17 protein-coding genes are annotated in these 22,187 nt (G+C 69.1%); 9 read left to right on the forward strand and 8 right to left on the reverse strand.

Annotation, left to right across the window (positions count from 1 at the left end):
• The first annotated feature begins 44 nt into the window (after positions 1–44).
• Positions 45–623: a PPA1309 family protein gene (locus tag ACLJPD_RS03480; RefSeq protein ID WP_410870241.1), complete on the forward strand. Its 579-nt coding sequence runs from the start codon at positions 45–47 to the stop codon at positions 621–623.
• Here ACLJPD_RS03480 and ACLJPD_RS03485 read toward each other — a convergent pair whose 3' ends face one another.
• Positions 624–1,649: a PDZ domain-containing protein gene (locus ACLJPD_RS03485; RefSeq protein ID WP_410870242.1), complete on the reverse strand. Its 1,026-nt coding sequence runs from the start codon at positions 1,647–1,649 to the stop codon at positions 624–626.
• Positions 1,650–1,777: 128 nt separating this feature from the next.
• Between ACLJPD_RS03485 and ACLJPD_RS03490 the strand changes: the two genes are divergently transcribed.
• The 3 genes from ACLJPD_RS03490 (at position 1,778) to ACLJPD_RS03500 (ending at position 5,712) form a co-directional block, all read left to right on the forward strand.
• A complete protein-coding gene (locus tag ACLJPD_RS03490) occupies positions 1,778–3,217 on the forward strand; it encodes a zinc-dependent metalloprotease (RefSeq protein WP_410870243.1) in 1,440 nt (479 codons plus the stop codon).
• Positions 3,218–3,425: 208 nt separating this feature from the next.
• Positions 3,426–4,301, forward strand: a complete 876-nt coding sequence (locus tag ACLJPD_RS03495; protein ID WP_410870244.1) for a TOMM precursor leader peptide-binding protein — start codon at positions 3,426–3,428, stop codon at positions 4,299–4,301.
• 61 nt (positions 4,302–4,362) lie between these two features.
• Entirely contained in the window at positions 4,363–5,712 is a 1,350-nt protein-coding gene (locus tag ACLJPD_RS03500; protein ID WP_410870245.1) for an ABC1 kinase family protein, read from the forward strand.
• A gap of 66 nt (positions 5,713–5,778) precedes the next feature.
• Here ACLJPD_RS03500 and ACLJPD_RS03505 read toward each other — a convergent pair whose 3' ends face one another.
• The 3 genes from ACLJPD_RS03505 to ACLJPD_RS03515 all read right to left on the reverse strand — a co-directional run bounded on the left by ACLJPD_RS03505 (position 5,779) and on the right by ACLJPD_RS03515 (position 8,840).
• The gene (locus ACLJPD_RS03505; RefSeq protein WP_410870246.1) at positions 5,779–6,102 is read right to left on the reverse strand and encodes a WhiB family transcriptional regulator; all 324 of its coding nucleotides are present in this window, start codon (positions 6,100–6,102) and stop codon (positions 5,779–5,781) included.
• Between the two features lie 138 nt (positions 6,103–6,240).
• Positions 6,241–6,573, reverse strand: a complete 333-nt coding sequence (locus ACLJPD_RS03510; protein WP_410870247.1) for a hypothetical protein — start codon at positions 6,571–6,573, stop codon at positions 6,241–6,243.
• 110 nt (positions 6,574–6,683) lie between these two features.
• Complete coding sequence (locus ACLJPD_RS03515; RefSeq protein ID WP_410870248.1) at positions 6,684–8,840, reverse strand: UvrD-helicase domain-containing protein; 2,157 nt, start codon at positions 8,838–8,840, stop codon at positions 6,684–6,686.
• 122 nt (positions 8,841–8,962) lie between these two features.
• Here ACLJPD_RS03515 and ACLJPD_RS03520 point away from each other — a divergent pair, with 122 nt between their 5' ends.
• Complete coding sequence (locus tag ACLJPD_RS03520; RefSeq protein WP_410871903.1) at positions 8,963–9,196, forward strand: mycoredoxin; 234 nt, start codon at positions 8,963–8,965, stop codon at positions 9,194–9,196.
• 10 nt (positions 9,197–9,206) lie between these two features.
• Here ACLJPD_RS03520 and nudC read toward each other — a convergent pair whose 3' ends face one another.
• From nudC to ACLJPD_RS03540, 4 genes are all read right to left on the reverse strand, one after another.
• Positions 9,207–10,109: an NAD(+) diphosphatase gene (gene nudC, locus ACLJPD_RS03525; protein WP_410870249.1), complete on the reverse strand. Its 903-nt coding sequence runs from the start codon at positions 10,107–10,109 to the stop codon at positions 9,207–9,209.
• 58 nt (positions 10,110–10,167) lie between these two features.
• Positions 10,168–11,223 carry a potassium channel family protein gene (locus ACLJPD_RS03530; RefSeq protein ID WP_410870250.1) on the reverse strand — a complete coding sequence of 352 codons (1,056 nt, stop codon included), beginning with the start codon at positions 11,221–11,223 and terminating at the stop codon, positions 10,168–10,170.
• Positions 11,224–11,327: 104 nt separating this feature from the next.
• Positions 11,328–14,966, reverse strand: coding sequence for an ATP-dependent helicase (locus ACLJPD_RS03535; protein ID WP_410870251.1), 3,639 nt, complete (start codon positions 14,964–14,966; stop codon positions 11,328–11,330).
• Positions 14,963–18,670: an ATP-dependent helicase gene (locus tag ACLJPD_RS03540; RefSeq protein WP_410870252.1), complete on the reverse strand. Its 3,708-nt coding sequence runs from the start codon at positions 18,668–18,670 to the stop codon at positions 14,963–14,965. Before ACLJPD_RS03540 ends, ACLJPD_RS03535 begins: the two co-directional genes overlap by 4 nt.
• A gap of 115 nt (positions 18,671–18,785) precedes the next feature.
• Between ACLJPD_RS03540 and ACLJPD_RS03545 the strand changes: the two genes are divergently transcribed.
• The 4 genes from ACLJPD_RS03545 to ACLJPD_RS03560 all read left to right on the forward strand — a co-directional run bounded on the left by ACLJPD_RS03545 (position 18,786) and on the right by ACLJPD_RS03560 (position 22,146).
• Entirely contained in the window at positions 18,786–19,574 is a 789-nt protein-coding gene (locus tag ACLJPD_RS03545) for an alpha/beta fold hydrolase (RefSeq protein ID WP_410870253.1), read from the forward strand.
• A gap of 4 nt (positions 19,575–19,578) precedes the next feature.
• Positions 19,579–19,869, forward strand: a complete 291-nt coding sequence (locus tag ACLJPD_RS03550; RefSeq protein ID WP_410870254.1) for an MGMT family protein — start codon at positions 19,579–19,581, stop codon at positions 19,867–19,869.
• Positions 19,870–19,976: 107 nt separating this feature from the next.
• The gene (locus ACLJPD_RS03555; RefSeq protein WP_410870255.1) at positions 19,977–21,719 is read left to right on the forward strand and encodes an NTP transferase domain-containing protein; all 1,743 of its coding nucleotides are present in this window, start codon (positions 19,977–19,979) and stop codon (positions 21,717–21,719) included.
• A gap of 265 nt (positions 21,720–21,984) precedes the next feature.
• On the forward strand, positions 21,985–22,146 hold the full coding sequence (locus ACLJPD_RS03560; RefSeq protein WP_410870256.1) for a hypothetical protein: 162 nt from the start codon (positions 21,985–21,987) through the stop codon (positions 22,144–22,146).
• The last annotated feature ends 41 nt before the right edge of the window (positions 22,147–22,187 follow it).

Here is a 22,187-nt window from a genome sequence, read left to right on the forward strand (position 1 = left end):
GGACACCGTGCAAGCGCGTGGGCCGAAAATGATTGGATGTGCGAGTGACCGAAGACGAGCACGCCGAAGTTCTCCTCGCCCGCTGTGTGCGCGAGGTCGTCGAGTTCGCCGACGCCGAGGGCTGGGGAAACCCGCCGCAGATGTTCGCGTTGGTGCCGACCGCCGACCTGGCCGCGGCTGAACCCGACCTGCAGGACCAGCTCGACAACGGCAGCGAACTGACCCCCGTCGCCCAGGAAGCCTTCCCCGACGACATCACCGGCGGGTCGATGGCCTTGGACGAATTCCTGGCCACCACCACCTGGCCGCCCGCGGTCGAAGGCTGTGTCCTGGTGCAGGAGATCGTGGTGCTGCCGCCCGACGCCGAGAGCGATCTCGACGAGGCGCTGGTACCGCTGCTCGCCGACGACGAGGCGGCCGACGCGGCCGGGCGCGCAGCCGCGCACGCGCATCCGGGGCGCCGCGATGCCCGGCTCATCGCCGGGGTGTTGCGCCAGGGCGCCACGCTGTGCCTGCTGCAGATCCGCCCCGAGGACGACGACGGCTTCGGCGATCTCGACCTGCGTACCTACCCCAACCTGGCACCGACCCTGATCGAGGCCCTGCACCACACGCTGGAGTGACTACCCGCAGCTGACGGGTTCGCGGCCCGCGTTGATCTCCGACAGGGAGGTGATCGCGGTGTCGAGGGTGTCGACCTTCACCAGGCGCAGGCCCTCGGGGGCGCGCTGACCGGCCTCGTTGCAGTTGTCGGCGGGGACGAGGAACGTTTCCGCGCCCGCCTCACGCGCGGCGATCATCTTGTACTGGATGCCACCGATCGGGCCGACCTTGCCCTCCTGGTCGATGGTGCCGGTGCCCGCGACGAACTTGCCGCCGTTGAGTTCGCCCGGTGAGAGCTTGTCGATCAGCGAGAGGCTGAACATCAGTCCGGCCGACGGTCCACCGATGTCGGCGAGGTTGAACTCGACCTGCAGCGGCGGACGTCCACCTTCGCCGGGCGTGATGCCGAGATAGCCCTTGGCCTCGTCGCCGGGGCGGGGGGCCAGGGTGATCGAACTGGTCTGCTCGGTATCGCCGCGACGGTAGACGACGCTGATGGTGGCGCCGGGAGCCTTGGTGCCGACGATGTCGATCACGTCCTTCGGCGTCGCGATCGGGGTGCCGTCGATGCTGATCAACTCGTCACCGACCTCGAGCACGCCGTTGGCCGGGCCTTCCTCGCCGAGCCCGCGAACCAGCACGACCGTCGGCAGCTTCAGGTAGTGCAGCGCGGCGACCTCGGCGTCGCTCTCGGAATCCTTGAAGTCCTGCTGATTGGACTTGTCGACCTCCTCGCGCGACACGCCGGGCGGGTACACCTCGGCGCGCGGCACCAGGCCGTGCTCACCGCTGACCCAGAACCCGAACGCCTCGAACAGGTTCAACCCGTCGCGCACCGAAACGGTCGTCATATTGAGCTGCCCGCTCGTGGGATCCAGTGGCGCGCCGGTGACATCGACCACCGGCTTACCGTCCACCTGACCGAGAGTGTCGAAGGTGGGGCCGGGACCGAGGGCGACGAACGGCACGGTGACCACGCTGCCGGCCACGCCGAGCACGAGGACAGGAACGAGGGCGACGATCAGGGTGAGGATCCGACGATTCACTCGGACCACAGTAGTGATCAGCGACCGTCACCGACGGCAGTGGCACGCATTTACGGCGTGGTCGATACCGGGCGATTTCGCGATGCGCGAACACCGAGGCCCCAGGGGTCCCGCGTAACGTAAGAGGTATGAGCGATCTCCCCTTCGGCTTCTCGACCGGCGATGACGACGAGTCCGGCAAGCGTCGCGACGAGGGCAACGGACCTGGCGGAAACGATCCGTTCGGGTTCGGAGCGGGCGGCGCGGGCGGATTCGATCCGTCGCAGCTGGGCCAGATGTTGAGCCAGCTCGGGCAGATGATCAGCGGCATGGGCCAGGGCATGGGCCCCGGCGGCGCGCAGTCCGGCCCGGTCAACTACGACGTCGCCAAGCGACTGGCCCGCCAGCAGCTCGGCTCCACCATCGCCCCGATCGCCGCGGGCACCACCACCGCGGTGGCCGACGCGTCGCACCTGGCCGAACTGTGGCTCGACGGCGCCACCGTGCTGCCCGCGGGCGCGACCAAGACGGTCGCGTGGACCCCGAACGACTGGATCGAGGAGACGCTGCCCACCTGGAAGCGCCTGTGCGATCCGGTGGCCGAGCAGATCTCGGGCATGTGGACCGCGCAGCTGCCGGAGGAAGCCAAGCAGTTCGCCGGGCCGATGGTCGGCATGCTCGGCCAGATGGGCGGGCTGGCGTTCGGTTCCCAGCTCGGCCAGGCGCTTGGCCAGCTGGCCAAGGAGGTGCTGACCTCCACCGATATCGGTCTGCCGCTGGGTCCGGCCGGTACCGCGGCGCTGCTGCCGACCGCGATCTCGGCGTTCAGCGAGGGTCTCGAGCAGCCCGAGAGCGAGATCATGGTCTTCCTGGCTGCCCGTGAGGCCGCCCACCAGCGGCTGTTCGCGCATGTGCCGTGGCTGCGTCAGCAGGTGCTCGGCGCCGTCGAGGACTACGCGCGCGGCATCAAGATGGACTTCTCCGCGATCGAGGAAGCGGCACAGGGCATCGACCCGATGTCGCTGAGCGACCCGTCCAAGCTCGAGGAACTGCTCTCCCAGGGCACGTTCGAACCGCAGACCACGCCCGAGCAGAAGCAGGCGCTCGAGCGCCTGGAGACACTGCTGGCGCTGATCGAAGGCTGGGTCGACGTCGTCGTCACCGATGCGGTCGGTGAACGTCTGCCGGGCGCGAGCGCGCTGTCGGAGACGCTGCGTCGCCGTCGGGCGACCGGTGGGCCCGCCGAGCAGACCTTCGCCACGCTCGTCGGGCTGGAGTTGCGACCGCGCAAGGTTCGTGAAGCGTCGGCGCTGTGGCGGCGGCTGACCACCGATGCGGGGATCCAGCGGCGCGACAAGGTGTGGGAGCACCCCGACCTGCTGCCCGATTCCACCGATCTCGACTCGCCTGCCGGGTTCATCGACTCGGTGATCGGCGGCGGCACAGGCGCTTTCGACGATCCGATGGCTCAGCTGGCCGAGACCGAGGCGCGCGAGCGCGACGCGGCGAAGCTCGACAAGACCGATTCCGCCGAAACCCCGCGTGACGAGGGCGATTCCGACCCGGATGCCAGCACCGGCAAGTCCTGATCCGTTGCGCCACCGAGGTCGGTGAGAAAGTTTCGATCTCGGTGGCGCAACACGGTTCCGTGGCTAATGTTCGTCCGGAATCAGGGCGCTGACCCGCGGTACACAGGCTGTTCACAGTGGGAAGTCGACGTACCGACACGCCGAAAGCCTGTGGATAACTACGCTTTCGGCGCGAGTTGCGGTGCGGCCGGGTGCCGATACTTCTGGCATGACGACCTCCTCTCCCCTGCGCGGACCGATGCTCCATCCGCGAGTGACCACCCTGGTTCGCCCGTCCGGCACAGTCCAGCTCGGCTGGGATCCCGAACGCGCGCTGCTGCTGGAAACCACCGACCACGACACCGGGACCGTGCTCGCTTTCCTTCGGCTGCTCGACGGCTTGCAGTCGCGGCCCCAGATCATCTGGCGTGCGGGTGAATTCGGGATCAGTCCCGATCGCACCATGGACATGCTCACCGCGATCGAGCGCGCCGGCCTGCTCCTGGAACCCGAACCCAAACTGGGCAAGATCCGTGGCATCACAGTGCACGGCCTCGGCCCGCTCTCCGATGCCGTGGCGATCGGATTGCGGCGCATGGGCTTTCGGCCGACGCGATCACGCGAGTATCGGCCCGACACTCCGGTCGGTGCCGCTACCGGCGATCTGGTGGTGCTCACCGACGCACTGATGATCGACCCCGGTCTGTCGGTGGATCTGGTGTTGCGCCGGGTGCCGCATCTGCAGGTGCGGGTTCGCGACGGGGTCGGTGTTGTCGGTCCGCTGGTACTGCCCGGCGAGACCAGTTGCCTGCGCTGTGCCGATCTGACGCGGGCCGGATTCGATACCGAATGGCCGCACCTGGCCGCCCAGCTACTCGGCCGCACCGGGCACGCTTCCCCAGCCGGCCTCGCCGCCACCACCGCGCTGGCGCTCGGCGAACTCGAGGCGATCATCGCGTGCTCCCCGCGGCGCGCACCGCGCACGCTGGACGCCACCGTGGAATTGGACCTCGATACCCACGAGATCCAGCGTCGACCGTGGCTACCGCATCAGGACTGCGGCTGCCGGAGCATGACGGCGCGCGCACCGGAAGCGTCACGGTGACATGCATCGCACCGGCCGGTGTGAGCATTCTTATGGCACACACCCCGCGAGTTCGGCCATGATGGGTATCGTGTCCGAACTCGTACGCCGCAGTTCCAGCCGCAATGCCAAGATGGCCAAGATTCCGCTCGGCATCGCCGGACGAGCCGCCGTGGGATTCGGCAAGAAGCTCGTCGGCGGTGACAAGAAGCAGATCAACGCGAGCCTGAACCAGAAAGCAGCCGAGCAACTGTTCACCGTGCTCGGCGAGCTCAAGGGCGGCGCGATGAAGTTCGGGCAGGCGCTGAGCGTGATGGAAGCCGCCGTCCCCGAGGAATTCGGCGAGCACTACCGCGAGGCGCTGACCAAGCTGCAGGCCGCGGCGCCGCCGATGCCCGCCGAGACGGTACATCGCGTGCTCGACCAGCAGCTCGGCACCAAGTGGCGGGAACGCTTCACCTCCTTCGACGACACCCCGGCGGCCTCGGCCAGCATCGGTCAGGTGCACCGTGCGGTGTGGTCCGACGGACGCGCGGTGGCGGTGAAGGTGCAGTATCCCGGCGCCGACGACGCGCTGCGCGCCGATCTGAAAACGCTGTCCCGGATGACCGGGCTGCTCTCGTCGGTGATCCCCGGTGCCGATGTGAAGCCGCTGCTCGCCGAGATCACCGAACGCACCGAAGAGGAACTCGACTATCGCATCGAAGCCGCCAACCAGCGCCGCTTCGCCGCCGCGTTCGACGGGCACCCCACCATCACGGTCCCGAAGGTGGTGGCGGGTTCCCCGAAGGTCATCGTCACCGAATGGCTCGACGGCACCCCGGTATCGGCATTGATCAGGGCAGGCGCCGAGGATCCCGAGGGCACCCTGGCGCAGCGCAACCGGATCGCCGAGCTGATGGGGACCTTCCACTTCAGCTCCCCCGAACTGGTCGGCCTCCTGCACGGCGACCCGCACCCCGGCAATTTCCTGATCCGACCCGACGGCACCCTGGCCGTGCTCGACTTCGGCGCCTGTGCGCCGATGCCCGACGGCTTCCCGGAGATCCTGGGCCGGATGCTGGCCCTGGCCGTCGCAGATGAACACGCGGCGCTCACCGAGCTGCTCTACGAGCACGGCTGGGTCATTCCGGGACGTGTGGTGACCCACGAGGAGATCGAGGCGTACCTGCGCCCGTTCAGCGACCCGATTCGCACCGACACTTTCCACTTCACCCGCGCCTGGATGCAGCGGGTCGCGGGCACAGCCTCGGAGTTCTCCAGTCCGGAGATGAAGACCGCTCGCGCCCTGCAACTTCCGGCTGAATACCTGACCGTCTTCCGCGTGCTCGGTGGTTCGGTCGGCATCCTGGCCCAACTCGACGCCGAACTCGGCTTCATGAACCTGGTACGCACCTGGGTGCCGGGCTTCCGCGCCGAACAAGCCTCCTGACGCAAAACGAACCGCTCACCATGACGAGGTGAGCGGTTCGCTTGCGGTACAACCCTTTTCCCGGGTTCATGCCATGATCGCGACCTTGCGCGGGCGACCACGGGGGCGCTTGCGGGCGATCACGACACCCTGGTCGAAGATCTCACCGCCCCACACGCCCCACGGCTCGCCGCGATCGATGGCCGCGGTCAGGCAGCCCTTGCGGATCGGGCAGGCCGCGCACAGTTCCTTGGCCTGCTCGAGATCGGTGGGGCTCTCGGCGAACCACAGATCCGGGTTTCCTCCCCTACACGGCAGAGTCTTGTTGACCTCGCGGACGCGAGGGCTCTGCGCCACGGTTCGGCATGTCACGTCAGCAGTGGCCGTCGGCCAGTCCTGGGCGGTGAACACGTCGTTCTCCTTCAGCTCGTTTGCAGCGGTCGAATGTTCGGTGTGCGAACCCGGTGCCTACGGCTGAGAGCCGAAACAAAAATGGCCACGGATTTTCGCTTCTCGCGATCCGTGGCCAGGAGGTCTGGGAGGTATCCCCTACCTACTTCGACATTTCTGTCGAAGCCTGATCACGGTCGCTGGGTGGACGCGGAGACGGATTGCGCCGATGAACGCCGGTGCGTAACCGGCTTCATCGGCGAGCGCTGCCGGTGCCGAGACGGCGGCCGGCTGCCAACCCACGCTGGGCTTGTCCTGGAGACGAATCGGAGTGTGCTGATGCACGACAGTCATCGGCACGGCATTGGCATCGCCGCCGGACAGGCCGGTCCCCTGCAGAGCGAGGACCCCCCGGGAGGCGGACATGACAAATTCGTTCACCAGGACGCGATCGGTCGTCGCCTCGAACGTGGTGTTCGTATTCGTGTTCATGTGTCTGCCTCCCTCCTGAACTCGTGTGTGAACAATTAACACGCACCGGGATCACTCTCGGTGCGTGTTCTCCACCATAGGCAATGATCGAGAACCGAACAACTTATTTTCTACCTGGGGTTTTGTGCCGTCGCTCGCAACCGTGAGGCAACGATGGCGAGCACGTCGGCGCCGTAGTCCTTGATCTTCTGCGGGCCGATTCCCGCGATGGCCGCCAGCGCGGCATCATCGGCGGGCAGCTGTTCGGCGATGGCGGTGAGGGTGGTGTCGGTGAACACCACGAAGTCGCGCCTGCGCAGGACTTCGGCCTTCTCGGCGCGCCACTCTTTGAGCGCCTCGAGCAATTGCGCGTCGGCTTCGCCGGGACACCGCTTGCACCGGCCGAGCATGGTGGCGTAGGTACCGAGCAGTGGCTTGAGGCACACGCGGCACAGCGGCCGTTTGGCCTCGGCCGAACTCGGGACCTCGACGGCGATCCGGGTGGCAGGCGAACTGTCCGGGATCAGCCCGGTGAGGAACCGCGAGCGGGTCACCGGGCGGGAGTCGCCGCTGGCTTGGATCCGCCGTTGGGTCCACGACAGACTCAGATGTTCGCGTGCCCGCGTGACACCGACGTAGAGCAGCCGCCGTTCTTCTTCCAGGCCTGCCTCGTCGACGGATCCGTTCTTCTTGCCGAGCACGTGGAAGATCGGCAGCGTGCCGTCGGTGAGTCCGACCAGGAACACGGCGTCCCATTCGAGGCCCTTTGCCGCGTGCAGCGAGGCCAGGGTGACGCCGTCGACGGTGGGCGGATGTTTGGCCTCGGCGCGGGTCGCGAGCTCGCGCAGCAGTGCGGTGAGGTCCATCTCGTCGTCGTGGCCGACCAGTTCCTCGGTGAGCTGCACCAGCGCCAGCAGCGAGGACCAGCGTTCCTTCGCCTGCGCACCGGCCGGTTCCTCCGTGGTGAGCCCGACCGGCGCGAGTGCGGCCCGTACCAGTGTGATCAGCGACGATCCACTGCGCGCCTCGTCGGGCAGGTCGTCGCGCGCGTCGACCGTACGCAACGCCGCCACCGCCTGCCGGACTTCCTGACGGTGGAAGAACCCTTCGCCACCGCGCACCTGGAACGGGATCTCACGCGCGGTCAGCACCTGTTCGAACGGTTCCGACAGTGCGTTGGTCCGATACAGCACCGCGATTTCCGACGCGGGCGTTCCGTTGGCGATCAGCTTCTGGATCTGCCCCGCGACAGCGGTGGCCTCGGCCTGCGCGTCGACGTACTCGGCGAATTCCGGGTCCGGCCCCGCCGGTCGCTGGCCGATCAGGGCCAGTCGGGTACCCGCGATGCGTCCGCGCGCGGCACCGATGACCTGGTTGGCCAGCGACACCACCTGGGGCGTCGACCGGTAGTCGCGTTCGAGCCGGACCACCGTGGCGTCGGGGAAGCGCCGGGAGAAATCGAGCAGGTAGGACGGGGTGGCGCCGGTGAACGAGTAGATGGTCTGGTTCGCGTCGCCGACGACGGTGAGGTCGTCGCGTTCCCCGAGCCAGGCGTCGAGCACTCGCTGCTGCAGCGGCGTGACGTCCTGGTACTCGTCGACGACGAAGCTGCGGTAGCGACCACGGAATTCGTCGGCGACGGCCGGGTAGTCCTCGAGCGCGGCCGCGGTGTGCAGGAGCAGGTCGTCGAAGTCGAGCAGCAGGCCGTCGGCGGAGGCTTTCGCGGATTCGTAGCCCTGATACACCTCGGCGACCTTGGCCACATCGACCGGCGCGTCACGATGATGGCGGGCGGCCGCAGCCGGATAGTCCTCCGGCGCGATCAGTGAGGCCTTTGCCCATTCGATCTCGCTGAGCAGGTCACGCACCATTTCGGTGGAGGCGCGTAGTCCCGCCCGTTGCGCGGCCTGGGAAACCACCGGGAACTTGCTGTCGATCAGCCGCCACGGCACATCGCCCACCACCTGCGGCCAGAAATAGCGCAACTGCCGCAGCGCCGCGGCGTGGAAGGTGCGCGCCTGCACCTGACCGGCATCACCGCCGAGCCCCATCGTGCGCAACCGATTGCGCATCTCCCCCGCCGCCCGCGCCGTGAACGTCACCGCGAGCACCTGGTCGGCCTTCACATGCCCACCCGCGATCAGATGCGCGATCCGATGCGTGATCGTCCTGGTCTTACCGGTCCCCGCACCGGCGAGAACGCACACCGGCCCCCGTGGTGCCCGCACCGCGGCGGCCTGTTCCGGGTCGAGGGCGGCGAGATCGAGTACTGGCACGCGCACCATCATGACAGCGCCCCCCGACAAGAATCCCGATGCCCGCACAACCGCCGGTCACAGTCCGCCGCGGGAACACAGCGTGACCCCGCGACGTTGCACATCGCGTGACTGAAGCAACCACAGACCTGACGATGTACTCGACCACGTGGTGCGGCTACTGCCGACGCCTGCGGACCCAGCTCGACGAGGCGGGCATCACCTACACGGTGATCGACATCGAGGACGATCCCGCTTCGGCCGAGTTCGTCGGCAGCGTCAACAACGGCAACCACGTCGTGCCGACGATCAAGTACCGCGACGGTTCCACCGCGACCAACCCGTCGTTGGCGGCGGTCAAGCAGTCGCTGGCCGCCCAGCAGGCCTGATTCGCGCCAGTCAGTCCGCCCAGGACTCGATGATCGATCGCGCGATCGAGATGGATCCGGGCACGAGCAGTCGTACGCCGGGTTCGCGCGCCGACCAGTCGCCGACCTTCAGCGCGGCGCGGACCTCGTCGCGGGTGAACCAGTGCGCTTCGGCGATCTCGCCATCGGAGAACACGAGTTCCTGGGCGGGGTCGCCGACCGCGGCGAAGCCGACCATCAGCGAGCGCGGGAACGGCCACGGCTGACTGCCGAGGTAGTGGATATCGCGCAGGTCGACGCCGACCTCCTCGCGGACCTCGCGTTCCACACAGTGCTCCAGCGATTCGCCCACCTCGACGAAGCCTGCCAGCAGCGAGAACATCGTCTCCGGCCAGCTCTGCTGACGGGCCAGCAGCACGCGATCGGCACCGTCGTGGACCAGGCAGATCACGGCAGGGTCGATCCGCGGGAACTCTTCCTCGCCCGCGGCCGTGAGTCGCGACCAACCGCCGCGCGCCGACATCGTGGCCGTGCCGTCGCCACCGTGGAAGCCCGCCCGATCGTGCCAGTTGAGCAGCGCGTACGCGGTGGACAGCAGTTCGGCGGTGAAGTCGTCGACAGCGCCGAGCGTGCGCAGGTCCTTCAGCGTGCCGTCGAGTTCGGGCGCACGCAGCGCCCACAGGTGACTGCCGTCGACGACGCCGAGGAACACCGCACCCTCACCGGGCCCTTCGGCCACCGCGACAGCCGAGTCGAGGACGATCTTGCCGTCCTCCACCCGCACTTTTCCACGCGCATCGACCCGCAGGATCTTTGCTTTCCCCCACCCTTCGCGCAGCGCGCCGGGATCGAGCCGGGCGTGCTCGGCCCGATCGATGGTGGAACGTGACAGCAGCGGAACGTCTTTCAGCCGGAACGACACAACGCCGAGCATAACGGGCGCCGCGATCCTCAGCCGCGCGCGGCCGCGGCGAAGGCGCGGCTACGCGCAGCTACTTCCCGGCGCGGCGGATGTAGAGCAGTTTGTCGCCGCCCTCCAGCGCGTCGGACTCGGGTTCGCCGACCCGGATCAGCGCGCCGTTGCGCACCACACCGAGCACGATGTCGCTGAGGTGACGTGGCGATCCGCCCACTTCGCCCGCCTCCACCTCACGTTCGGCGACGGCGAAGCCCTGCTCGGGCGTGAGCAGGTCCTCCATCATCTCCACGACCGTCGGTGTGGTGGTGGAGATACCGAGCAATCGACCCGCGGTCTCCGAGGACACCACCACCGAGTCGGCACCGGACTGGCGGACCAGGTGGGTGTTCTCCGCTTCGCGGATGGCCACGGAGATCTTGGCCGTCTTGTTCAGCTCGCGTGCGGTGAGCGTCACCAGCACGGCGGTGTCGTCGCGGTTGGTGGCGACGACGACCGCGGCGGCACGCTGTACGCCGGTCAGCCGCAGCACATCGGATTTGGTCGCCGAACCGTGCACGGTTACCAGACCCGCGGCGGCGGCGGCCTCCAGCGCGATGGGGTCGGTATCGACGACCACGATGTCGGACACCTGCACCCCGTCACCGACCATCGCATCGATCGCGGTACGGCCCTTGGTGCCGTAGCCGACGACGACGGTGTGATTACGCACGGTGTGCCTCCATCGCTGAATCTTGAATGCCTGCCGCGACCGTTCGGTCAGCACGCCGAGGGTGGTGCCGACCAACACGATGAGGAACAGGACGCGCAGTGGGGTGATGACGATGATGTTCACCAGCCGTGCCGACGGGGTCACCGGGGCGATGTCGCCGTAACCGGTGGTCGACAGTGAAACCGTCGCGTAGTACATCGCGTCCAGGAACGACAGCTCGTCGCCGGTGTTGTCGCGGTAGCCGTGGCGGCCGACATAGACGACGGTCGCGGCGGTGAACAGCAGTGCGATCGCGAACAGCACGCGGCGCGTGAGCGAAACCCACGGGCTCGACTGCGCCGCCGGAATCCGCAACAGACCGACCAGGGCGTAGTCGGGACTACTACTCAACCCCACCGGGTTGCGCGTGTCACCGAACATGCTGCTCCTGTGTTTTCGGCGGCTGGCGCCGCGGGTTTTCGGCCTGGCCGCTGCGCCGCCGGGTGACCGGCCTTGTCTACTTCGGCGATCGCAACACTATCGGCTCATCGGTTCTCGTGTGGATCGGTGTCGATGTTTTCCGGTGCGGCGTCGCGGATGAGGCGCTCGAGTTCGGCGGGGCCTGCCAGCTGGGTGGGGGCGATGGTGCGGCCGGAGCGGATGTAATGGAATGCGGCGCTGACGCGTTGGAGCATTCTGGCCTCGGTCTCGCCGGTGCGGGTGGCCATCAGGCGGGCCCAGGCGAGGCGGTACACGGCGAGCTGCATGGCGACGGCGGGTTCGTCGGCGGGGCCGGGTTCGGCGCCGGTCTTCCAGTCGACCACGATCCAGCGGCCGCCTGGTTCGGCGAAGACGGCGTCCATGCGGCCGCGAATCACGGTACCGGCGATGCTCGTTTCGAACGGCACTTCCACGTCGACGGGGTTGCGATGCGCCCAGGATGAGCGGCGGAAGGCGGCCTGCATGGCGGCGAGTTCCTGGTCGGCGCGGCCAAGTTCGCCCGCGCTGTCGGCGGCGCCGGGGAGTTCGTCGAGGCCGAGCAGCTGTTCGGTGCCGAACCAGGCCTGCACCCAGGCGTGAAATGCGGTGCCGCGCCGCGCCATCGGGTTCGGGGGGTACGGGAGTGGGCGGCGCAGGCGGGCGGCCAGGCGGGCGGGGTCGGCGCGGAGTTCGACGAGGGCGGTGGCGGGGAGTTGGCCGGGCAGTTCCACCTGTTGTTCGGCGAGTTCGGCGGCGGTGAATTCGGCCAGGAGCGCGTCGACGTCGTTGACCCAGCCTTCTGGGTCGTCCTCGAGGGTCGAGTCGTCCGCGGGCAACCCCTCCGAGGCAGGACCGGAATCCGTTGCGCCACTTCGCAATGTATCGAGCGCCTCCCGCACCAAGGCGGCGCCCTGTTCGATGGGGTCGCGGCGGTTGCCGAGTGGGTCGCGTGGCCATGCGGCGGTCGGCGGGTTGTCGGCGAAGGGGTTCACCGCGTCCGGTGGCGGCTTGTCGTCCCAGCGGGCGATGGTGGCGACACCATATGCCGCGTTGTCCGGGTTCTCGTTCGCTTCCTTGAGTTCGAGCAGAAAGTCCGACGGGCCCTTCTGCGAGGTCCCGGTCTCGGGCCAGTAATAGGCCGAAACCAGCAGCACCCGTTCGGTTCTGGTGAGGGCGACATAGAACAGGCGACGTTCTTCGTCGAGTCGGCGGCTCTTGAGCGCGTCCTTGTGGTCGGCGATCGCGTGTTCGAGTTCGGAGCGGTCGCCCGCGGCGCTCAGGTCGAGCACGGGCACGCCCTCGGACGCGTCCGGTTGGGCGCGGTCGCCGCGCAGGGTGGTGGGGAGTTCGGTGAGCGCGCCGAGCCAGGTGCTCAGCGCGGTCGTCGAGGGGAACACCGTGGCACTCACGTGGGGCACGGCGACGACTTCCCATTCGAGGCCCTTGGCGGCATGCACGGTGAGCACCTGCACGCGATCACGCGCGACCTCCACTTCACCTGGCTCCAAACCGTTTTCGACCGATTCGGCCGCGGTGAAGAAGGCGAGCAGGCCGCTCAGCGACGCCCGGGAATCGGCCGCGTAGCCGGCGACCACCTCGGCGAAGGCATCGAGGTGCTCGCGGCCCGCGCCACCACCGGCGATCGCGCGTCTGGCCTGGGTCTCGACGCCGACGCCGATGGTGCGTTCGACATCGGCGACGAGCTCCACCAGCGGCTGCCCGCTGCGTTCGCGCAGTGCGGCCAGCTCCTCGCTCAGGGCGGCGATCCGCGCGAACCCGGCCGCCGAATACTGGTCCGCCGCCCCGGGATCGGCGATGGCATCGGCCAGACCCGCCTTTTCGGTCGGTTCGGGCGCCACCTCACGCAGCGCCGTCGCGAGTCCGGCGGCATCGGTGATGGCGTCGGTGGCACCCGAGCCGCTGCCGATGGACAACATCTGCGCACGGCGCGCCAGCGCGGCCAGATCCGTCACCCCGATCCGCCACCGGGCCCCGGTGAGAATCCGAACCGCCGCACTCCCGGTCCCCGGTTCGGCGATCAACCGCAGGGTGGCAACGATATCGGCGACCTCCGGCGTCGCCAGCAACCCACCGAGCCCGACGATCTCCACCGGCAACCCCTGCTCACGCAGCGCCTCGGCCAGCGGCGCCGCATCGGCGTTGCGCCGGATCAGCACCGCCGAGGTAGGTGGCGGCGCCGCGTTCTCCCGCGCTGTCGCCCACTCCCGCGCGATCCGCTCGGCGATCCAGTCCCGTTCCTGCGCGATGGTTTCGGTGACCGCGAACTCGACCACTCCCGCATCCGATCCCGGCTTTGCCCGCAACGCGTCCACCGTCGCCCCACCGGCCGCGCGCGCCACCATCCGCAACGGATCGGCCACCAGATTCGCCAACGCCAGTGCTTCGGGCGGATTCCGCCAACTGGTCAGCAGCGGCAGCACCGGCGCGGGAACTCCTGGCGCGGCGGGGAAATCGGTGGCGAACCTGGGCAGGTTGGCCGCCGAAGCACCGCGCCACCCGTAGATGGACTGCATCGGGTCGCCCACCGCCGTCACCGCCAGGGCCTGCGAGGATTCTCCTGTCGCACTCCCACCGGCACCGAGCACGTCACCGACACCGGGCGACCGGTCGGCCGCGCCTGGGTCGGCGCGGCCGCGTCCGTCGCCACGAAACTGCGCCGAATCCTGGTCGTCCACCGCGAACAGGGCATCGGCCTCGTGCGCTCGCGTCGGCGGTGCGTCACCCCGAATCCGAACCGGTTGCCTCGGTCGATCTTGTCGGACCGCGTCGGCATCGCCGAACAGCGCCGAGAGCAGGACGCGCTGGGCGTGCCCGGTGTCCTGGTATTCGTCGAGCAGGATCAGTTTGAATCGCGCGCGTTCGGCGGCGGCGACTTCGGGGTGGTCGACGGCGAGTTGCGCGGCCAACGACATCTGGGAGCCGAAATCCAGTGCGCCACGGCGGTTCAGTGCCTCGGCGAGCTGGCCGACCAGCGGGAGCAGTGCGACGCGCTCACGTTGGGCGGTCACCACGCCGACCAGCGCCTGGCTCGGCCCGCCGCGTTGACGGGGGCCCGCGGGCAGCGTGTAGACGAGTTTCTCCAGTTCCGCGTGCGCCTCGGCCAATTGCTCGGGCTCCACCAGATGTTCGGCGAGCTGGCCGGACAGGGCGAGCACGGCCTCGGTCACCGAGACCGGCGTGCGGTCGGTGTCGAGGTCGCCGTCCCATGACCGCACCACCTCGTGCGCGAGCTGCCACAGCTGGGTCTGGGTGAGCAGCGCCGCCGAGGGTTCCACCGGCAGCAACAGCCCGTGCGCGGTGAGCAGTCTGCCCGCGTACGAGTGGTAGGTGCTGATCTCCGGCTCGGCCCCGGCCACGATCGTGCGTAACGCGCCACTTGGGTCGATCTCGCGCAGCAGGGGCGCGCCCGCCAACCGGGCCAGTCGCGTCCGGATACGAGAGGTCAACTGCTGTGCGGCTTTTCGGGTGAAGGTGAGCCCGAGTACTTCGTCCGGGGCGACCAGCTGGTTGGCCACCATCCACACCACGCGCGCGGCCATCGTCTCGGTTTTACCGGCGCCCGCGCCCGCGACGACCAAGGTGGGTCCGGGTGGGGCGGCGATGACCGCCGACTGCTCATCGGTGGGGGGTGGCAGGCCGAGCGCGTCGGCCAACCGCTGCGGGGTGACGCGCACGCCACTCACTCGTCGGTCACCTGCCGTCCGGTGTCCTGCACCGGGCAGCTGCCCGCGACCGGGCAATGCCTGCACCCGTCGTTGCGCACTGCCAGATAGCCGGGTCCGCGCGTCGCGTCGGCCGCATCGTGAATGGTGGTGCGCCACTGCTCGAGTCCGTCATTGTCGAGCGGGCTCTGCGTTCGTTCCGCGGCACCGGTTTTCGTGCTCGGCTTGGCGACATACACCAATCGCGCACCACCGGGGTCGACCGCGGGCGTCGGCTCCTCCGATTCCTCCTCGAGCGCACCGTGCGCGGCCGCCACCTGATAGGTGGCCAGCTGCGCGTGGTCGGCGACGGCTTTCGCGCTGACCGGCGTCTTGCCCGTCTTCACATCGACGATGACGAAGCGCCCCTGCGCATCCCGCTCCAGCCGGTCGATCCGGCCCCGAATCCGCACGGCGCGTGCACTTTCCGTACGCGCGGGCAGCACACAGTCCACCGGAACCTCCACCCCGGCCTGGGTGAGCTCACCGCGCGTGGTGCGTACCCAGGAGAGGAAGGTCTCCAGCATCGTCTCGGTGCGGCGCAGTTCCTGGCGCGAATGCCAGCCGTCGGCCGGGTCGACCGTTTTCCATGCCTGGTCAAGCGCCGCCCGCACCTGCGCTTCCGGCACGTCGCCCGCCAGCGCCTGCACGAGCGTGTGCACGAGATTGCCCTTCACCGCGTGCGGGTTGTCGCCGTCGGTGCCGCCGTGTCGTTCCAGTGCCCACCGCAGCGGACAGGTGCGCAACAATTCGACCGTCGACGGTGACAGCCCGATCGGCGAATCGTCGTCGTCCCAGAGTTCGCGCTGCGAGCTGAGTTCGGCGGTGCCGTACCAGTCGCCGGGGTCGGTGCCGGGCACGCCCGCGTCGGCGAGCCGCGCCAGCTGACGTGCGGCCCGGTCGCGACGCTCGGAGTCGGCCCCTGGATCGCACACCACCCCGCGCAGCTCGGCGACCAACGCGTGCATCACCAGCGCGCGCCCTGGATCGGCGACCGGCAGCGCACCCGGTTCGCCGCTGTCGTCATCGCCGACGAGTTCGGTGAGAAACCGCGACGGCACCAGATCCTGGTCTCCCGCCGCGGATTCGACAGCGGTGACCAGCAGCGACCGCCGCGCTCGACTACACGCCACGAGCAGCAGCCTGCGTTCCTCGGCCAGGATCGGCGCGGCCCGGCTCACCGTCGCACTCGGATCGACCCCGGCGACGAGGTCGACGAGATCCTCGGTGTGCAACAGCGTGCCTCGGGAACGTGGATTCGGCCAGATCCCTTCCTGCACAGCCGCTACCGCCACCACGTCCCATTCCCGGCCAGCGGCAGCGTGCGCACTGAGCAGTGTCACCGCGTCGCCCTCGGCGGTGAGCGGCCTACCCTGCTGCGGAAGTTGCTGGTGCAGCAGGTATTCGACGAACCCGTCGATGCTCGCTTTGGGCAGCCGGTCGACGTAACCCGCAGCGGCATCGAACAATTCGACGGCCGCGTCGAGGTCGCGGTCGGCCTGCATCCCCGAGGCGCCACCGCGCCGCGACTGCCGGAACCAGCGTCGCTCCAGCCGCGAACTCGTCCACAACGTCCACAGCACGTCTTCGAGACCTTGGCCTCTGGCCTGGGTCTGCTTCGCCTTCGCCACCGCACCCAGCACCCGACGCAGCGGCGCCGCTTCGACTTCGGTGAGTCCGTCGAGCAGTCGCTCTTCGCCCACCCCGACGATCAGGTCACGCAGCACCTCGGCGGAGGACTGGTCGATCAGCGGCACCACCGGTTCGACTCGCGCGGGTTCGGACCGCACCGGTTCGACGACTGTTCTCGCGGCAGGCGGATTCTCGGCATCGAGGAGGTCGATGTCATCGGGCAGGCGCTCGGCGATGTCCCAAGCCGGTTCGGGTTCGGGTCGCAGCGGATCCTCCGGGTCCGGCGGCGGCAACCATTCATCGCTCGGATCCGGTTCGGGCTCAGGCATTTCCGGTGGTGGCGCGCCCTCGTCCCAGAGCAGGAACTGATCGGCACCATCGGCGAGAGGTTCGGCCAGCGCGCCTGTTCGCTCCAGCTCGAGCACGCTGCGCCGCACGCCACGACGCAACCGGCGCAAGGCGATCTGATCGGCCCCACCGAGCGGTCCGGACAGCAGATCCATCGCGTCATCCGGGGAGAACATCGCGTCGATCGCCCGCCGCGAACCCGGCCGCGAGGAATCCCCCGCCAACAACACCCGCAGCGCCAGCACCATCCACGCCGCCCCACGCCGACGCGCCAACGGCTCGGCCACCGCGGGCCTGCGCACCGGTACCCCGGCGGCCAGCAACGCCCGCCGCAACGGCGCCAGCGACAACGGCACCGACCGCACGATCACCGCCATCGCCGACCACGGGATTCCATCGGTGAGGTGCGCGCGCCGAAGATGATCGGCGATCAGCGCCGCCTCTTTCGCCGGAGTCGACAACACCCGTACTCGCACACTCGACTCGTCGACGGGCAGGTCCTCCGGCGGCACCCACTCGTCATCGGGCGGCGGTTCGTCATCGGGCGGCAACGGCTCCCGCGCTGTCCATTTCTCTGATTCGTCGCCGACCGCGGGCTGCTCCGACGGTTCGGGAGGTTCGTTCTCCTGCCCTGGCAGGACCCGGTGTCGCGCGCTGCCCGGCAGCCTCGCCGCGATGCGGGCGGTCGCCAATCGGATCGGCGCACCACTGCGATGGTTGTGGCGCAGGATGATTCGACGCTGGGGGACGGTGTCGAGGTCGGTGAGGAAGTGCGAATCCGCGCCGCGGAAGGTGAACACCGCCTGATCCGGGTCACCGGTGACGACGGCGCTCGCGCTGCCGCTGCCGATCGCGCGCACGAGCGTCGCGGCTTGCGGATCGAGGTGCTGCGCGTCGTCGACGAGCAGGTAGCGGATCCGATCCCGTTCGGCGGCAAGCAGATTCCGATCACCTGCCAGGGCATCGAGGGCCGCACCGACCAGTTCCGCGGCATCGAGTGCGGGCGCGGTGGCCTCCGGCGCGGCGACACCGACCGACCAGCGCAGCATCGACGCCTGTTCATAGCGCTGGAAGAACCGCCCGGCCGCCACCCACGCATCGTTGTCGTGTGCCCGCCCGAGCGCCATCAAGTCCTCCGGCCCGAGTCCGCGCTCGGTAGCGCGCAGCATCAGGTCACGCAGCTGCTCGGCGAACCCGCCCAGCGCCAGCGCTGGCTGCAACCGCGGCGGCCACAGTCCACCGGCCCCCTCTTCGATATCGGCGAGGTCGCCGCGCAGCATCTCGCGCAGCACCGCGTCCTGTTCCGCGCCGGTGAGCAACCGTGGCGGCGGGTTGCCGTGCAGGTCGGCATGCCGGCGCAGCACCGAGAAGGCATAGGAGTGCAGCGTGCGCACCATCGGTTCCCGGCTCGCGCCCGGGATACCGCCCGCGGCCGGGCCCAGCTGATGCGTGATCGCGTCGCGCAAGGCGGCCGCCGCGTGCTTGGTGTGGGTGAGGACCAGCACCGACTCCGGGTCGGCGCCATCGACGATCCGCGCTGTCACCAGGTCGACGAGCAGCGCGGTCTTGCCCGTGCCCGGCCCGCCGAGCACCTGCCACGGCCGCCACCCAGGACGCGGCGGCGCGGGCTTGGCTTGCTCGGCGAACAGCGCGGAGACGGACGCACCCCAGGCCCGCGGCCGGGGCGCCCGCGTTGTCCGGCGCACGAGTCGCACCGAGCTATCCGATCGCACCACATCGGCTATTGCAACAGACCAGTCCGACACACCGGCGCACCCCCACCGGCGGGACACGCTGCGAGACCGTGCCCGACCGGCCAGAATGGCAGTCGTGTCGTCGCTTCATGTGTACCGTTTCGGCCCCGCCGACGGTCCCCTCGTCCTCGCCCTGCACGGTCTCACCGGCCACGGCAACCGGTGGGAAACCCTCGCCACCGAATACCTGCCCCAGGCCCGGATCATCGCCCCCGACCTGCGCGGACACGGCCGCTCCACTTCGCTGCCGCCGTGGGATCTCGAAACGATCGTCGCCGACCTCGCGCAGCTGTTGCGCGCCGAGACCGACGGCCCGGTCGTCGTGGTCGGCCACTCCTTCGGCGGCGCCGCAGGCATCCACCTGGCCCGGCAACATCCCGACCTGGTGCGCGCGCTCGTCCTGCTCGATCCCGCCATCGGCATCGACGCGAAACTGATCGAACAGGTCGCCCTCGCCAACCTCGCCTCCCCCGATTACACCGACCTGGCCGAAGCCCGCTCCGACAAACAGGTCAGCGCGTGGGGACCCGACGAGATGGATTCCGAGGTGCTGGAACGGGAGCTGGCCGAACACCTCGTGCCCACCGAGGGCGGCCGGGTCGGCTGGCGCATCTTCCAGCCCGCGATCACCTCGTACTGGGGTCAGCTGGCACGACCGTTCGTGCTGCCGCCCGCCGACCTGCCGACCGTGCTGGTGCGCGCAGCCAAGGTGCAGCCCCCGTACGTCACCGACGAATTCCTGGCCGCCCTCACCGCTCACCTCGACAACTTCACCGCCGAGGTCTGGGACTGCGATCACATGGTCGCGCAAGCCCGGCCCGCCGAGACGGCCGCGCTGATCGCCGAGGTCCTGTAGCCCGATGGCCGTCACGACGGAGGAACAGGTGGAGAAGGTCCGCGAACTCGTTGCCGCGATCCCGCCGGGCCGTGTCTCGACCTACGGTGACGTCGCCGCCGCGGCCGGGCTGTCGTCGGCCCGCACGGTCGGCTGGATCATGCGCACCGATTCCGCCGACCTCCCCTGGCACCGCGTCATCGGCGCGTCCGGCCGCCCCGCCGCCCACCTGGCCGCGCGTCAACTCCGCCTCCTCGGCGAAGAAGGCGTCCCGATCGTCGACGGCCGAGTCGATCTTCGGTCGGCAAGACTCTGACCTCACGTCGGGCAGTCAACCGCGCTCACCCGCTCGAGCGTCCGAGCGTCGACAAAGCGGCCCACTAGCATGGCGTTCGTGCCGATTATGCGATCCAGGATCAGCCGATGACCGCCGCCGATGCCATTGTGCTCGCGGGTGGGCGCGCCAGTCGGATGGGCGGGGTCGACAAACCGGCGATCGTGATCGGTGGGCGGTCGATGCTCGACGCGGCGCTGGATTCGGTGCGTGACTGCGCCGAGGTCGTCGTGGTCGGGCCGCATCGCCCCGACCTCGATTCCCGGTTCCGGCAGGTTCGTGAGGTGCCGCCGGGTTCCGGGCCGGTCGCGGCGATCGGCACCGGCCTGACCGCACTCGGCTCCGCCGCGCCCCTGATCGTCGTGCTCGCTGCCGACATGCCGTTTCTCACCGAGGCGACTGTCCACGAATTACTGCGCGGCGCCACCGAATCCACTGCCGACGCCGTCTTCGCGACCGATGCTTCCGGCCGTCCGCAGTATCTCGTCGGGGTATGGCGGCGCAGTGCGCTGGTGGCGGCGCTGGCCGGACTGGATTCGCTGGTGAACCAGCCGATGAAGGCCATCGTGCCCGCCGAGACCGTCCTGGTCGAGTTACCGGATATCGCCGACTGCGATACGGAGGAGGAAGTCCGCCGCGCCCGCGAAACCTTGGCCGCAGGCCGTGCGTCGACCCGCCTCGACCTCACCGAGGCGCGCGAACGCATCGGCACCGGCCTGACGCCCCTGGTCGCCTACGAGGCCGCGCTGAGCGAAGTCCCCGGGGCCGCACTGGCCGCTCCGATCACCGCAGCGGGCCCACTTCCCCGCTTCGACGTCTCCGCCATGGACGGTTACGCCGTCTGCGGCGACGGTCCATGGCAGTTGCGCCGCGACGTCGGATTCGCCGGCGGCGCAAGGCCCGAAGGGCTCCAACCAGGCGAAGCGGTGCGTATCGCCACCGGCGCCCACGTCCCTGACGGCACCACCTCGGTCCTGCGTGACGAATTCGCCACCGTCACCGACGACGAACTCACCCGCCTGCCCGACACTCCCCTGCGCAGTGACGTCCGAAAGAGCGGTGAGGACAGGAACATCGGCGATCTCGTTGCCCCGGCAGGCACCCGAGTCACTGCCGCCCTCCGCTCGGCCGCGGCCTCGGTCGAAGTCACCACCGGCGTGGTTCGCGGACCGGTGCGCGCGCGAATTGTCATGACCGGCGACGAAATTCGCAGTACCGGCCCGCTTCAGACCGGCCAGACGCGCGACTCGATCGGCCCTGTCCTGCCAGATCTCCTCGCGGGCTGCGGCGTTCGCGTCGTCGACCGGGTCCATCTGCGCGACACCGCCCACAGCTTCGACGACATGCTCACCGACACCGCCGATTTCGATCTTCTCGTCGTAGTCGGCGCCACCGGCGGCGGCGCGGCCGACCAACTCCGCACCGCCCTGGCCCGAGCCGAGGCTCGCCTCCTGGTCCCCCGACTCGCCCTGCGCCCAGGCGGTTCCACCATCGTCGCCGAACTCCCCACCGGCCCCACGGTTCTCGGGCTCCCCGGCAACCCCTTCGCCGCCATCGCCGTCCTGCTGACCCTCACCCCCACCATCGTCGCCGCTCGCACTGCCGCCCCCCTGCCTCGAAAGATCCTCGGCCCCCTCCACAACGCCGCCGAGATCACCGCCCCCGTCCACCGCGTCACCCCTGCCCGCCACGCCCCGACCGGCGGCTGGTTCGGCGACCCCACCGTCCGCACCGCCCACCTCGCCGGCCTGATAGACCGCGACGGCCTGGTAATCGTCCCCCCGAATGCCACCGACGGATCAACCGTCGAGTTCCTTCCCCTTCCCTCGTAGTTGAACTGAAAATTGGTCGCCGTTCGGTGCCGGTCGTGAAACTGATCGAATTGCTGTCCACGACGCCAAAAGAATGGCCCAGCCTGTCTGACACGCCGCATTTACCCAGGTCAGAAACCTATTTTCGGCGCAGGTCTATCGCCGGACAGTAATGGTGCTTATTGTTGGTCGAGTCAGGCGTGGGACGCCCCGCACGCGAGGTGGATTGCGTCGGACAGTGCGTTGAAGGCTTAATCCTTTATCCCTCGGAAAGGACCGTGTGGAGATGGCTGAAAAGTCTAGGAAAGCGCCGAAGAAAATGCCCAAGCAGATGCCGCGCCAGCAGCAGGAGCAGCGGCAGGAGCAGGGGCAGCAGGACTCGCAAGGGACCACGCGAGCAGGCCAGGACGATCGGCGGGATCAGCAGCGCCGCCCCGGCCATCACTGAATTACGTGTGTCGACGAGCCGCCGGTATCGCTACCGGCGGC

It is taken from the genome of Nocardia sp. A7 (assembly GCF_046549215.1).
Lineage (GTDB): Bacteria > Actinomycetota > Actinomycetes > Mycobacteriales > Mycobacteriaceae > Nocardia.